Source organism: Zoogloea sp. JDB1, from assembly GCF_056724025.1.
In genome coordinates this window covers 5,270,917-5,284,812 of the sequence record NZ_CM161496.1, presented here as the reverse complement: position 1 = coordinate 5,284,812, position 13,896 = coordinate 5,270,917, and the positions used below count along the sequence as shown (strand labels likewise).

14 protein-coding genes are annotated in these 13,896 nt (G+C 62.9%); 4 read left to right on the top strand and 10 right to left on the bottom strand.

Annotation, left to right across the window (positions count from 1 at the left end; all coding sequences use genetic code 11):
- Nucleotides 1–13 precede the first annotated feature (13 nt).
- A complete protein-coding gene (locus AC1PPK_RS24035) occupies nt 14–637 on the top strand; it encodes a response regulator transcription factor (protein ID WP_481115500.1) in 624 nt (207 codons plus the stop codon).
- A gap of 57 nt (nt 638–694) precedes the next feature.
- Here the strand turns inward: AC1PPK_RS24035 and AC1PPK_RS24030 are convergent, their stop codons facing one another.
- The 7 genes from AC1PPK_RS24030 to AC1PPK_RS24000 form a co-directional block, all read right to left on the bottom strand.
- The gene (locus AC1PPK_RS24030; RefSeq protein WP_481115499.1) at nt 695–1,165 is read right to left on the bottom strand and encodes a DUF6714 family protein; all 471 of its coding nucleotides are present in this window, start codon (nt 1,163–1,165) and stop codon (nt 695–697) included.
- 854 nt (nt 1,166–2,019) lie between these two features.
- Nucleotides 2,020–2,907, bottom strand: a complete 888-nt coding sequence (locus AC1PPK_RS24025) for a ThiF family adenylyltransferase (protein WP_481115498.1) — start codon at nt 2,905–2,907, stop codon at nt 2,020–2,022.
- A 242-nt stretch (nt 2,908–3,149) separates the two neighbouring features.
- Nucleotides 3,150–4,349, bottom strand: coding sequence for a hypothetical protein (locus tag AC1PPK_RS24020; protein ID WP_481115497.1), 1,200 nt, complete (start codon nt 4,347–4,349; stop codon nt 3,150–3,152).
- Entirely contained in the window at nt 4,330–5,472 is a 1,143-nt protein-coding gene (locus tag AC1PPK_RS24015) for an MbnH family di-heme enzyme (RefSeq protein ID WP_481115496.1), read from the bottom strand. The genes AC1PPK_RS24020 and AC1PPK_RS24015 overlap by 20 nt, the downstream gene beginning before the upstream one ends.
- 9 nt (nt 5,473–5,481) lie before the next feature.
- Nucleotides 5,482–6,657 carry an MbnH family di-heme enzyme gene (locus AC1PPK_RS24010; RefSeq protein WP_481115495.1) on the bottom strand — a complete coding sequence of 392 codons (1,176 nt, stop codon included), beginning with the start codon at nt 6,655–6,657 and terminating at the stop codon, nt 5,482–5,484.
- 20 nt (nt 6,658–6,677) lie between these two features.
- Nucleotides 6,678–8,315, bottom strand: a complete 1,638-nt coding sequence (locus tag AC1PPK_RS24005) for an MbnP family copper-binding protein (protein WP_481115494.1) — start codon at nt 8,313–8,315, stop codon at nt 6,678–6,680.
- Between the two features lie 102 nt (nt 8,316–8,417).
- Complete coding sequence (locus AC1PPK_RS24000) at nt 8,418–8,870, bottom strand: DMT family transporter (RefSeq protein ID WP_481115493.1); 453 nt, start codon at nt 8,868–8,870, stop codon at nt 8,418–8,420.
- Nucleotides 8,871–8,966: 96 nt separating this feature from the next.
- Here AC1PPK_RS24000 and AC1PPK_RS23995 point away from each other — a divergent pair, with 96 nt between their 5' ends.
- Nucleotides 8,967–9,845, top strand: coding sequence for a LysR family transcriptional regulator (locus AC1PPK_RS23995; RefSeq protein WP_481115492.1), 879 nt, complete (start codon nt 8,967–8,969; stop codon nt 9,843–9,845).
- 117 nt (nt 9,846–9,962) lie between these two features.
- On the opposite strand, the gene AC1PPK_RS23990 is transcribed toward AC1PPK_RS23995, so the two are convergent.
- Together AC1PPK_RS23990 and AC1PPK_RS23985 are read right to left on the bottom strand one after the other, a co-directional pair.
- On the bottom strand, nt 9,963–10,472 hold the full coding sequence (locus AC1PPK_RS23990; protein WP_481115491.1) for an N-acetyltransferase family protein: 510 nt from the start codon (nt 10,470–10,472) through the stop codon (nt 9,963–9,965).
- Between the two features lie 60 nt (nt 10,473–10,532).
- Nucleotides 10,533–11,447 (bottom strand): LysR family transcriptional regulator, encoded by a 915-nt coding sequence (locus AC1PPK_RS23985; RefSeq protein WP_481115490.1) that lies wholly within the window; start codon nt 11,445–11,447, stop codon nt 10,533–10,535.
- Nucleotides 11,448–11,554: 107 nt separating this feature from the next.
- On the opposite strand from AC1PPK_RS23985, the gene AC1PPK_RS23980 reads away from it, so the two are divergent.
- Nucleotides 11,555–12,229 (top strand): carbonic anhydrase family protein, encoded by a 675-nt coding sequence (locus tag AC1PPK_RS23980; RefSeq protein ID WP_481115489.1) that lies wholly within the window; start codon nt 11,555–11,557, stop codon nt 12,227–12,229.
- A gap of 14 nt (nt 12,230–12,243) precedes the next feature.
- Here the strand turns inward: AC1PPK_RS23980 and AC1PPK_RS23975 are convergent, their stop codons facing one another.
- Entirely contained in the window at nt 12,244–13,284 is a 1,041-nt protein-coding gene (locus AC1PPK_RS23975) for an OmpA family protein (protein WP_481115488.1), read from the bottom strand.
- Here AC1PPK_RS23975 and AC1PPK_RS23970 point away from each other — a divergent pair.
- Nucleotides 13,283–13,534: a hypothetical protein gene (locus AC1PPK_RS23970; protein WP_481115487.1), complete on the top strand. Its 252-nt coding sequence runs from the start codon at nt 13,283–13,285 to the stop codon at nt 13,532–13,534. The two genes, AC1PPK_RS23975 and AC1PPK_RS23970, sit on opposite strands and share 2 nt — an antisense overlap.
- Nucleotides 13,535–13,896 lie beyond the last annotated feature (362 nt).

Here is a 13,896-nt window from a genome sequence, read left to right as displayed (position 1 = left end):
ACACGGAGACAGCATGGTGGACAGCCCCGAACGGGTATATGTGGTCGATGACGACCTCTCGGTGCGGGAGGCGCTGAGCAGCCTGATCCGCTCGGTCGGCTTGCCCGTCGAAACTTTTTCCTCGGCGGAGGACTTCCTCGCCGCGCAGCGCCCGCCCGGCGTGGCCTGCCTGATCCTCGACATCCGCATGCCCGGCCTCAACGGGCTGGAACTGCAGACGCGGCTCGCGCAGGACGGCTTGTCGATCCCGATCATCTTCATCACCGGCCACGGCGACATCCCGATGGCCGTGCTGGCAATGAAGAAGGGTGCCGTCGAATTCCTCTCCAAGCCCTTCCGCGACGACGACCTGCTCGCCGCCATCCACGCCGCCCTCGAACGCGCGCGGGCCACCTACAAGGACGAAACCGAAGTCGGCGAGATCCGCCGCCGCTACGACTCCCTCACCGCCCGCGAACGCGAGGTGATCGCCTTCATCGTCAAAGGCGCCCTCAACAAACAAGCCGCCGCCGAACTCGGCGTGTCCGAAATGACCGTCAAGGTGCACCGCCACAACATCATGCAGAAGATGGGTGTGACGCGGTTGCCGGATCTGGTGAGGATGGTGGAGCGGCTGACGGTTACGTCCAGTGTCTGAAATGAGGTAACTCGTGCGGAAATAAGCGTGAAACCCGCTCGGTTGATGGGATGGATGTCATTTGGCGGCTGGTCGGTAAAGCGCGTTCGGCATCCACCATTCTTCGAGAACTTGGCAGGCAAACTCCTGGTGAGGCGACGGCTCGCCAAACGCAAGAAACTCCAGGAATTGCGTAACAAGTACTTCTTGTTGCGGGGAAAGAGAAGCAAGGCGCGGAGGTTCGCGATCTGGCGGGCGCAAGGAATTCAATAACCCGTTTACGACGAGGTTGCCATCAAATTTGTGGCGAAGGGCGTACTCGATCAGATAGGGGAGGTAATGTCGCCAGGAGGCTGCGTCCAGATAGTTGATGCCCCAAGGATAGCGCTCAAGGTAACCGTCAGAAATCGAGTCAGCGACGGAGTCAAATGTGGAGGGATGTTGGTAGTCGTCGAGAGCGCTGCCTGCGCGCAAAGTGACCGATGGCGTTGCCGCCACCTCAAGCGCGAAGGCTGCAATCAATTCGGCAACAAGCAGTGACTGGCCCATAGCGCTATGAGGTTTCGCGTAGAAACCGATCGGACTGATGCATGTGAAGCTTGCCGGATGGATTGAGACACTGTCTTCCTGACCTCAATTTTGTTCAGTAGGGGCTTTGATTGATTGATGCGCTTTCAGTGCGCTCCCCGAAACGCCCATTAGTCCTAAGTGCAGGCCAGCCTCCCGCAACGACCGACCTGCGCGGTTGTTGAGTAGAAGCAACGTCAGCGTGTTTGCCACCGGTACAATCATGAGAAGACCAATTAGAAACAATCCAATTGGACGAATGCGAAGGCAACGGCCTACCTTCAAGGCGCCGTACAGATGAAGGGGTATGGCAGCGAGCGCAATATATATGTGAGAAAAGGTACCTATAAATCCAGCGATGATGGCCCAGATCGAAAGGCGATGGGCCTTGGCGAGATCATTTAGTTCGCTGGAGGATAATTTCAATCTGAACATACGCTTAATACCGTATTGTCTTGGACGTAGTAGCGGCAGCCAATTTGTTTTTGCTCGGCGGAACAGCGGCCGATCTTGTGGGTGCTGCTGGAGTTCACACTATCGTAGATGCAATAGCCTTCGCATTCCTCCGGATTGGAGCAAACCTTATCAGCGTCTTTCGTATGTAAGTTGCAAGTGGGAGGGTATGGGGATCCCCGCATACCGATCACTCTCCAGTCACCGCTTTGCGCCAAACACTCGCTTTGGTTGAGAGCAGGGAAGTTCTTCCAGCGAAATGGCTGCGCGCTTGCCGGACTTATACTTATGAATGCAAGAAATAAGAGGGGCACGACCGATACCAGAGGCTTCATCTTGGATGTGGATGTCGTGGTGAAATTCCGGCTGACGGCACCGTTCGTTCAGATGTGCGCTGCAGCTTGAGATTCAAGCTTGGCGAGATAGCGCCGCCCCAGTACAAGGGCAATGCGCTGCAGGGGGTGGTTGTTGCCGCCTGGGCGCCAGGTGCGCACCGTACGACCGGTGTAGGCATCGAAATGCCGACCATGGGGAGCTGCAATGACTTTGCCGCGGCCGAGTGCAATTTTGAGGACCTCGGTTGACGCGACGCCGGCACTGATGACGCAGCCCATAGCAGTCGATGGAACGCGCTTGTGGATGAAGCTGATCGCCTTCGGGTCCATCAAGTAGGCGCGGTGCAGGCCGGCGGGAGCCACCCCAAGCGCAAAGCGCAGAGCCTTCTCCTCGTCAGAGTTATCACCCCAGCCGAAGTAGTCTTCAAAGCTCATGCCGCCGGGCATGAAGGTGAGAAGCGCCGCTCCCATGCCCATGGGCGCAACCGTGATGGCCGGAATGCCGCGCTTGGTGCATTCGGCGAATACCATTTGACGGGCATCGAAGGCGAAGAAGTCGAGGCCGTCGACGTAAATGTCGACGCCATGCAGGAACTCATCGATGTTCGCGGGGTGAATACCATCGGCAAAAGATCTCAATTCAATCTCGGGATTCACGTCCAGTACTTGCCCAGACATGACATTAACCTTCGCCTTGCCGATAGTGGACATCATCGCGCCGGTCTGTCGGTTGAAGTTGTGCTGCCCGAACTCATCGAAGTCGCCGATGTTGAACGCACCAACGCCAAGTCGCGCAAGCGTCATCAAATGGTGGCCACCCACTGCTCCCATGCCGGCGATGGCTATGCGCTTCTTGCGTAGAACTTGCTGTTCTGCTTCCGTCAGCCATCCGATATTGCGAGAGAAAGCGTTGGTGTAAACGAAGTCTTGGTTCATTGAACTGCTTTCTGAAAGGTTATCGAGCAGTTCGCAAAATAGCCCGACGCGTCATATGAACAACCGTTTCAACGAAATGGATTACTTCTGTATTCAGAGAAATGGCATTAATAAATGCATTTTGAGTTGTTTGGTGGCATTTTTGCATGGCGCGCACAGCGTATCTATGTAACGCATCACTTTGTCGATGATCGGTAGGCTTAAATACAGAACTCTTACCGTCATGGCATCCGCATTACGTCTCAGAACACGCCTTTCTCGAATAGAAACTGGTAGCGCAACAGATAGACGTTGTTGGCCGGTCCGCCGCCTTGTTCCCGGTGCCATTCGGCGGCCAGGCGGTGGCCGCCGGCGGGGCGCCACTGGACGACCGCGCCAATGGCGCGCAGGGCGTGGCCGGAATCGGCGATGCCGGACTGGTTGGCGACCAGGCCGGCGTTGGCGCCGACGAGGTCGTGCCGCGCCACCGTCCGTTCGACACGCAGGATGGTTTCCCAGCCTGGAGCCGGGCGCCAGCCGGCATCCAGCCAGCCGCCGTTGAGGGTGCCGGTGTAGCTGGGGCTGCCGTTGATGCTGTCCAGGCGCCCGTCCTCGCGCTTGAGCCACCATTCGCCGCCCATCCAGTAGCGGCTTTCGGCTGGCTGCCAGCGGGCCGCCAGGGTGAGGAGCTGGGCGGTGCCGAAGAAGCACACCCGGTCGCTGGCGATGCGGGTGCAGCTGGGAACGCTGTGGGTGTGGCCCATGTTGCCGGTACTGAGCAGGGCACGGCCGTCCGCATTCACGTTGGCGTAGCCCGCCTCGATGCGCAGGCTGTCGTTGCGCCAGCCGCCGCGCGCGGTGACGAGCTTGAGACCGCCGGCGTCTGCACCCGGAAAGCCCTGGTTGCGCCAGGCGCCGAGGCCGGCGCTCCAGCCGCCGGGGAAATTCCAGTCGGCCTTGAAGCCGTCGGCCCGCCAGGATTCATTGACCGCGGCGCGCAGGGCGAGGGGCGCAATGCCGAAGTCCCAGGCGTGGGCGTGGATGGGGTTGAGCAGTCCCAGCGGCACGAGCTGGCGACCTGCGCGCAGGCTGGCCCGATGTTCGGCGCCGGGTTCGGCGTGGCCGTCCAGCCAGGCTTCCTCGGTTTCGTTGCGGGCGTCGCGGCCGCCGTGGTGGCCGACCTTGAGGTAGCCCTGGAGTTGATCCGTGAAGCGGGCACGCAGGCCGATCTCGGCGAAGTCGAGGCCGTCGCGGCGCTCGTCGGCCCGCGGGCTGCCGGCTTCGAGTACGCCGGGCAGGCGGGGGCGCGGGTAGGGATCGTCGGCGTGTAGCGACATCAGGCCAATGCCACCGAGGAGGCTGAGTCGCTCGCTGCTGTCGGCCTCATGGGCCTCATGGGCGTGGACCGGGCCGGCCAGAAGGAGCAGGAGGGCGGTGAGGCGGCTACTTGAACGGGTCGGCATAGCGGGGATTGGTGAGCAGGTCTTCATCGGTCAGGGTCTTGAGAAAGGCGATCAGGTCGGCCTTGTCGTCGGCGTTCAGGCGGATGAGGTCGAGCCGGGCGTCCTTGAGCGGGTTGCGGCTGCCGTCGCCAGCACGGGGGCCGTCGGCGATGCGCCGGCCGTGGGTGGCGTAGTGGTCGAGCACGGCCTCCAGCGTGGGGATGCTGCCGTCGTGCATGTAGGGAGCGGTGACGGCCACATTGCGCAGGCTGGGCGCGCGGAACTGGCCCATGTCGCGGGGCTGGCCGGAGAGTTCGAGGATGCCGCGGTTGTCCTCGGGGTAGGCGCCCTTGCCCTCGAGGTTGTAGAGGCCGGTGTTGTGGTAAGGGGTCTGCACCGTTCGTGTCTGGACGTCCGCGTGTTGGTCGCTGAAATTCGGCCCGCTGTGGCAGTTGCCGCATTGGCCGCGCTCCGAATAGAACAGCGCGCGGCCGCGGGCCTCGGCGTCGCTGAGGGTGAGCTGGCCCTGCAGGAAGCGGTCGTAGCGGGAATTCACCGACACCACGCCGCGCTGGAACACGGCGATGGCCTGGATCAGGTGGGCAAAGCTGATGGCCTCGCTGCCGGGGCCGAAGGCCCGCGCGAAGCGGGTCCGGTAGTCCGGGTCGGCGCGGAAGCGCTGCAGCACCGTTTCCTTGGTGCTGTCGTTGATGCCCAGCTCCACCGGGTTCTCGCCGAACATCGGGACGAGCATGTGGCGTTCGAGGTCGAGGATGGAGTAATTGGCCCAGGTCAGCGTGGGGTACCAGGCGCTGTTGGCGATGGACGGTGCGCTGCGGGCAGTGGTCTCGCCGGTGGAGCCGGTGGAAACGGCCTTGCCATCGGTGAAGGCGAGCTTTTGCAGGTGGCAGGAGGCGCAGGCCTGGGTGCCATTGCCGGACAGGCGAGTGTCGTAAAACAGGCGCCGGCCGAGCTGGAACTTCTCTTCCGACATGGGGTTGTCGGCGGGTATCCGCGGCGGCTTGAGGTAAGCGGGCAGGGACCATCGCCAGGCCGGCTGCGGCCGCAGTGCGTGTTCGGTGGCAAGGCCGGCGAGCACGCTCGAAGCCAGGGCGACGGAGGCGATCAGGGATGTGTGGCGCATGATCGGGCTTTACTGGAAAGGATTGGCGAAGCGGCTGCTGGTGAGCAGGCTCTCGTCCGTCAGGGTCTTGAGGAAGGCGATGAGGTCGGCCCTCTCCTGGGCATTGAGATCGATGCGCGAGATCAGGTCGCTCTTGTACGGGTTGGCGCGGCCGTCGCCGGAATAGGGGCCGGTTGTCAGGTTGCGCCCTCCGGCGGCGTAGAAGTCGAGCACTTCTTCGAGGGTGGCGAGGCTGCCGTCGTGCATGTAGGGCGCAGTGACCGCTACGTTGCGCAGGCTCTGGGCGCGGAAGGCTCCCATGTCTTCGGCTTTGCCGGTGATCTCGAAGACGCCCCGGTTGGGCGATGGATACGCACCCTTGCCGTCGATGTTGTAGAGGCCGGTGTTGTGGAAAGGGGTTTCCACCTCGCGGGAACCGGCGTGGCGCAGCTGATCGTTGAAGTTGAAGCTGCCGTGGCAGTGGAAGCACTCGGCCTTCTCGCCAAAGAACAGGGACCGGCCGCGTTCCTCCGCCGCACTGAGGGTGGTTTGTCCCTTCTGGTAGCGGTCGTACTTCGCGTCGCCGGACAGCATGCCCCGCTCGAAAGTGGCGATGGCCTTGATGATGTTGGTGAAATTGAGCGGGTTGGCCTCGCCGGGGAAGGCGCGGGCGAAGCGCGCCGTGTAGTCGCTGTCGGTCTGGAAGCGCTGCAGCACGACGGCCTTGTTGCCGTCGTTGATGCCCAGCTCCACCGGGTTGGTGCCGTAGAGGGGCACCTCCATCTGCTTTTCCAGGGAGGTGAGCGTCGGGTTGGCCCAGGTGAGGGTCGGGTGGTAGGCCGAATTGGCGATGGGCATCGCGCTGCGCGCGGTGAGCTGGCCGGTGGAGCCGGTGGAGACGGCCTTGCCATCGGTGAAGGCGAGGTTCTGGAAATGGCAGGACGCGCAGGACTGGGTGCCGTTGCCGGACAGGCGGGTGTCGTAGAACAGGCGCCGGCCGAGCTGGAACTTCTCTTCCGACATGGGGTTGTCGGCGGGCACTGCCGGCGTGGCGAAATTCACCGGCAGGCTCCAGTTCCAGGATGCGTCGGTGTTGGTGGCAAGGCTGGTATCGGTGGTGGACGTGCCACCGCCGCCACAGCCGGCGAACACGAGGCTCGCGAGCAGGGCGGCGGCGCACGCCCGGGCGGGGGCGTGGCGTTTCATCGGAATGCTGGGCGGATGGCTTACTTGCTCTTCACGACGAACACGGTCTGGGCCGCACCGCCATTGATCGGCAGGCCGCTCGCCAGATCGATCTGCAGGGCCTGGAAGATGCCGGGGCATTCCGGGTCGGTGGTGCCGGACATGCAGCCGGCTGCGCCGCCGCCGTCGTAGGACAGGTCCGAGTACTTGAACAGCTCGGCCAGGTCGAGAACGATCTTTTGTGTGCCGGCGTTGAAGGCCGGGAAGGAGAAGTCCATGCGGTTGGGGTTGGTGCACGCTGTCACCACCCTCTTGGTGGGATCGCCCTTGCAGCCGGTGGAGCCGAGGTGGACGTTCCAGGCGGTGGTGGTGCCGCTGGGGCGCACGATGGGTGCGTCCGGCACGAACTCGATCTTGCTGAACTTGCGGCCGGACTGCCAGGACCAGGCCATTGCCGAATTGCCCAGCAGCGCCGGGGTGGTCGCGGCCGTGGTGTCGCTGTGGTTGAGGGCGACCTTGTCGGCGTCGGCTGAGCGGACCGGCACGCCGAGGGTCATCGCCACGCCGACGTAGTTGCCCGGCGCGACCTTGCCGGAGATGGTCTTGTAGGTGGCGGCGGTGCCGGTGCTGGTCGGACACTTGCCGGTCGCGTCTTCGAAGTCCACCAGCGCCACGCCGCGGGACTGGTTGGCGTTGTCGTCGAGCTTCAGCGGCACGGCGTTGCCCTGGGCATCGATCAGCATCACGTTGGCGATATAGAAGCGCAGGTCGCGGACCTGGCCGCTGGTCCCCTTGGTGCCGAGCCCGGTGAGGGTGGTGCCGCAGCTGACGGCCTGGCCGCCGGCCGTCACGTCGAAGTCGATGGAGACGGCCTGGGTGGCAGCTGTGCTGCCGTATTTCTCGTAGGCGACGCGCGCTTTCAGCGTATTGGCGCTGTCCGCGGCGACCACGCCGGTGGTGGAGAAGGTCGGGTTGGCCGTGTCGGTGGACGTGGCCGCCTGGACGGTGAGGGCATCTTCGGCCTGGGCGAGGAGAACCTTTTGCACCGCCCTGGCGCTGGTGTCGGACTTGAGCGTGTCGTAGCCGGCCTGCAGGGACGCGGCGACGACCTTGGCCGCTTCGTGGGCGCGGGCGAAGCGACCGGCCGAGGTGGCATCGGTCTGGACGGCGCTGCCCTGGGCGGCCACATAGTCGCTGAGCAGGCTCACCGCGCTGTCGTTGATGGCCAGCAACGCCTTGACGCTGTTTTCGGCGGCATCGAGGGTGGCGCCGGCGGCGACCTTCTGCTGGATCAGGGTCGTGAGCGGGCTGACGAAGCCGCCCTTGCCGGCCGGACTGGACAGGAAGTAGCTCTTGCCGACGGTGCCGGAGGGGTTGTCGCTATCGACGGCGCTAGCCGGAACGAGGACCAGCACCGGGTACTTCGTCTCGTCGCCGGCCGTCACGCCGGACAGGGTGTACTTGCCGCCGTCGGTGGTCGTTGCAGTCGGCTCTCCGCTGTCGCACAGGCCGTTGGTATTGACGTCGAGGCACACCGTCGCACCCTTCAGATAGCCGTCGGCTACCGTCCCGCTCAGTGAAGTTGTTGCGGCCCCTCCACCACCTCCGCCGCCACCGCAGGCGGAGAGGAGGGCCGTGGAAATGGCGGTCAATGCGAAACGGATGGCCGGTCTGCTCATGTGAGAATCCTCTGGGCATGTTGTCGAATGGCCGGGGATTCTCTGGCGAGCGCAGCGAATCAACAATGCGGCATGACGTCGCATTGGGAGGAGGGCGGAGCCTCAGGCGCGGATCAGCACCACGCCCAGAATCAGGCACGCCGCGCCAGCCATCCGAATGGTGGTGGCGGGTTGCTGCTGTATGCCCAGCACGCCGAAGTGGTCGAAGGCGAGGGAGCCGATCATCTGCCCGACGACGATCAGGGCCAGCGTGGTTGCCGCGCCCAGTCGCGGGACCATCAGGATGGCGATGCCGATGAAGAGGGCCCCGAACAGGCCGCCGGTCCACGAGGTCCAGGGCGCCGCCCCGGAAAACGATTCGCTGAAGCGCGGCCCCGGTGCGATGAGCGCGATGGCAAGCATCGCCGCGAGGCCGACCAGATAGCTGACGGAACCGGCCCACCACGGGGAACCGAGATGCGCGCGGAGATTGGCGTTGAGCAGTTGCTGCAGCGCGACGCTCGCGCCGGCGAACACCACCAGCAGGTACGACAAGGCATGGGACGTGATGGACACGGATGACTCCGGAGACGTGAGTGGGGTGTTTCATTCTGTGGAGCGGGCCGGTATAAGACAAATACCAAATCGGCCCTTTATTCATCTCGTTTCGGCATGCCCAGTTTTCGGCAAATCCAGTATTTCCTGACTGTTGCCGATCTCGGTGGCTTCACCCCGGCCGCTGCCAGCCTGTTCATTGCCCAGTCGGCCTTGAGCAGGCAGATCTCGCAACTGGAAGACGAACTGGGCTTCATCCTGTTCGAGCGGGAACCGCGCGGCGTGCGATTGACGCCGGCCGGCGCGGTTTATCGGGAGCGGGTCGCGACCATTCCGACCACCCTGGCGTCCGCTGCGGAGGAAGGCCTGCAACTGGCGCGGGGCGAGTCGGGCGTGCTGAAGCTGCTGCACTCCAGCACGATCCCGGCGACGAGTTTGATGCCGGGTCTCGATGCGTTCACCGCCCGCTGTCCGAAGGCCCGCATCGAGTTGGACCGGGCGTCGTCCGAGGAGCAGGTTTCGCTGGTGGCCAATGGCAATGCCGATGCGGGCGTCATCCGGCTTCCCGTGCTGCGGCGGGATTCGCGCGTGCGCTTTGTTGAACTGGAGGCCGAGCCCTTGTGGGTTGCTTTCCCTGCAGATCATCCGATGGCCGGCCAGGAAAGCGTCCCGGTGGCCAGCCTGCAGCACGAACTGTTCGTTTCCGCCGTGTATCGGGAGCGCGGCGGCCTGGCGCGGGTCGTCACGGATCTGTGCCTGCAGCGCGGCTTCGTGCCCAGCACCGCCCGGATCGTTTCCCCCAAGACCTCGATGCTGAATCTCGTCGCTGCCGGGCGGGGGATTGCCATCGTGCCTGAGCGCATGACGACGCTCGGCGGCCTGGGCATCGTCTTCGTGCGCTTGAGCGACGAAGATGCCAGATCCACCTGTGCCCTTGTCCTCCCCATTCAGCCGACATTACTCGCACGGACCTTCGCAGACATCCTGACGAACTGAAAACCATGCACTCCACGCCACTCGGACCAATCGCCTGCTGCGGATGCTCCTGATCCATGACGTCGTCGAGATCCACGGCGGCTCTTCCACCGAACGGAGTGCTCGCTGACCACGCGCTCAGAGCGCCAACGCATACGCCAGTTCATGCAGTGGGTAGCCCGTCAGAGCGTCGATGATGCGAACCTGCCCGTTGGGTACGAAACCACAACTTTCGTACAGATGCCGGGCGGCCGGATTGTCTCGCATGCACCAGAGTTCCAGGCGAGCGAACTGCTGTTCCCTGGCATCGCGGATGGCCTGTTTCACAAGCCCCAGGCCTGCGCCTTTTCGCCAGTAGGCAGGGTGAACATTCAAGGCCCACAGTTCGGCAACGGACTGATCGGCGTCATAGCGTGGGCGGCCCAGGATAGAGAATGCGACCGGTTGCCCGTCGATCTCCGCGATGCGCAGCGTGAATGGCGGCGTATCCGCATGCAAGGCGGCGCGAAGCCCTTCGAGATTCGCGCCTGGATCAAGAGCGGCGAGATAGGCGGCGGGCAAGAGGGCACGATAGCCGGCCCGCCAGGCTGCGACGCGGATCGCGCTGACGAGCTCGGCGTCTTCAGGTTGGGCGGTACGGATCAGCATGGGCACTTTGTAGCGTCCCGATATTCGCTAAGGTCATTGTTTCTGAGCCGTCCTTGCCGCCTATGAGCCAGACTCGCGCCGCTCATTCCATTCCAGGGCTGTTCGCGCGAGATGTGCGAGAAAGACCGTGGCAACCGGCGAAAGCCTTTTGCCGCGGGGATACAGTGTGAACCACCGGGATTGGAGTGGAAAACCGTCCACATCCAGAATGGTCAGCTGATCGTCTGCGGGCCGCGCAGGAAGGGCGTGGCGCGAGATCACAGCAAGACCGAGGCCGCCGGCAACCGCCTGCTTGATCGCCTCATTGCTGCCCAACTCAAGCCTGACTTGCGGCACGAAGCCCGCGCGCGAGAAAAACGCGTCGCATGCGAGGCGTGTGCCCGAACCACGCTCCCGCAGGATGAAGCGCTCGGCCGCGAGGTCGGCGAGTTCCAGATGGCGCCCCTTCAGTCGGTGCCCCTCGGGGGCAATCAGGACCAGTGGATTGGGCAGGAAGGCGTGCTGTTCGAGGTCGAGGCTCTCGGGCGGCATCGACATGATGTACAGATCATCGCGGTTTTCGCGCAGGCGCGCGACCACGCCGTCGCGATTCAGGATCTCGAGTGCAATCTCGATGTTCGGGTGTTCCGTACAAAAGTTGCCCAGCAGGCGCGGCACGAAGTATTTCGCGGTGCTCACCAGCGCGACGCGCAAGCGTCCCTGTTTCAGCCCCTTCATGGCATTAAGGGTCTGCTCGAAGGTGAGCCACTCGTCGAGCATCGCCCGTGCCGTCGTAGCCAGTGCCTCGCCGGCAGCGGTCAGGAAAAGACGTTTGCCGATCTGCTCGTAAAGCGGCAGACCGGCGGCCTCGGCAAGCTCGCGCAACTGCATCGACACCGTCGGCTGCGTGACGTGGCAGGCCTCGGCGGCAGCGGTGACACTGCCGCGCTCGGCCAGCGCCAGGAAGAGACGCAACTGGCGAAAGGTGGCATTCATAGATATTTGTCGATCGATATCATTGTGAATATCGATTATTGCTTATTTCTTCTCGTCGGTAACATTGCGACCCAGCCCAATCGCTGGAAAGCCAGACACAACCCACCATGAAAACGCACACCTCCGAAACCCAGGCCACCGTCACCCCGGCACTCGCCCTGCAATTCCTCAAGGAAGGCAACGCACGCTTCGTCAACAACCTGCGCGTGAGCCGCGACCTGTTGCAGCAAGCCAATGCGACGCGCGATGGTCAATGGCCGTTCGCCACCATCGTCAGCTGCATCGACAGCCGTACATCGGCCGAGCTCATCTTCGACCAGGGCCTCGGGGATATCTTCTCGGTGCGTATTGCCGGCAATGTGATCAACACCGACATCCTCGGCAGCCTCGAGTTCGCCTGCAACGTGGCCGGGTCGCGACTCATCGTGGTGCTCGGACACTCCTCATGCGGCGCCATCAAGGGCGCCTGCGACCACGTGGAACTCGGCAACCTGACCGAACTGCTGTCGAAGATCCAGCCCGCCGTGTACCAGGAGGGCCAGACGCTGGAACCGGCAAAGCGCAATTCGAAGAACCCCGCGTTCGTCGAGAACGTTGCCGACCTGAACGTACGCCATTCGGTGCGCTCGATCATCAACCGCAGCTACATCCTCGAGCACATGGTCGCCGCCGGCAAGATCGGCATCATCGGCGCCAAACACGACCTGGCCACTGGCGAAGTCACCTTCTTCGATGACACCTGGCTGAACGACAAGGCATCGATTCAGGCGATGGTCGGGTAGGGGGCCAGCCGGCCTCAGCGCACCACCAACTCTACCCGCCGATTGCGTGCGCGCCCATCTTCGGTCGCGTTCGTATCCAGCGGTGCGAGGCTGGCTACCCCCTTTGCCATCAAACGCCTGGCTTCAATGCGCTGATCCTTGACCAGGGCATCGACCACTGCCTGGGCGCGCTGTTGCGAAAGCAGCAGATTGGCATCGAGCTGGCCCTGACCATCGGTGTGCCCCACCACATAGACCTGCAAAGACGGCTGCGCCTTGAGCAGCTTGCCCATCTCCTCAAGTTGCTGTTTGGAGTTGGGCTTGATCTCGGCCTTGCCGGTATCGAAGTACAGGCCATAGAAGGCCACCTTGCCTTCCTTCTGCAGGCCGGACTGGATGTCGGATGCCTTCAGTACTGTCACCTGTCCTGTCTGCATGGCCTTCGGCTCCACCACTTCGATAAAGGCCGCGCTGTAGTTGGTGTTCGCGTTGACCGCCTTGCTCACATACAGCAACACCCATTTCTCGACGCCGCCCTGAACCAGCGTGCCGACCCACATGCGCCCTTCTTCGAATGCGACTGCGGCATCCGGGTTGTATGTGGCATTTGACCCCACTGCGGGAACGGAGCCGCGCGACCACACGAGGCCCTTGTCGAATTCAAGGGGGGTCAAGGCGAAGTACTGATCGCTGCACGCCACCTCGCACGAGAATTTCTTCTTGAACCCGGCTGCGCTTAATGCCTGCTCATGGTTGCGATAGACCTCGAGGGGGCTCTTGCCGGCCGGCGACAGGTAAACAGCGCGCGTGCGCTTGCCCTCTACAGTGACCACATCCCGGAACGGCTTGCCCTGTACGTCTTTGTTGATAACCGCAGACACAGGAAAGCGCGCAGCCTCCCAGGGCTCGGCCTTGTAGCCGATCAAGGTGGAACCGGCGAAGCGCTTGATGAGCGCCGGATCGGTCGATCCCGGAACGTCCTTCGGGAAGTCTCCCGCATGGGCTGCTTGAAGAAGCGCCATCGCCGAAGCGGCGATGAACGATGCGCGCGCACCCAGGATGATTTTGTGCAACATGTCCGCCATTTCTTTTGTGATTGAAAGACTTGAAGGCAGTCTCACCGGCTCTTCTGCATCACGGAATTCTGTCATCGTGCACCAGCTCCTTCATGCGATTGGTTCAGCGGTTGGAAAACAGAGAGGCATGGCTGACGCCGTCGCTCGTGACCGTCAGCACCTGGCCGGACACTGTTCCTTATTCTCGGCGGCGGAGCGACGTTTTCGCAGCGGCGCAGTTCACATCCTTCACGTTCTTTATGCGATGTGAGTGATGCTGAATGAGCACTTCAGCCAGCGCAGAGCGTTGCGACAATGGGCTGATCAACTGTGCACGGGTTGCGATGTGATGCTGCTGCGCGCAGATAGGGGCGTGAGCAGTGCACGATGCATGCTGCATCTCTCTGCAAGCATCTTGCGGCGTGAACGGACAATGTTGCGGCGTGACCGTCGAATATTGCTGTAGTGATATTGCACGGTGCGTTGTCAGTATTGAATGCTGTCGGCGCCTCGAAGCATATTGACGTCGCAACATGGCATGTCGCCGCGTGCACGCTGTCCGTGCACCGGCCCGCATTCGATGCGCAGTCGTCCACATGATATCCGCACGCTCAAACATGCTCCATGCGACGC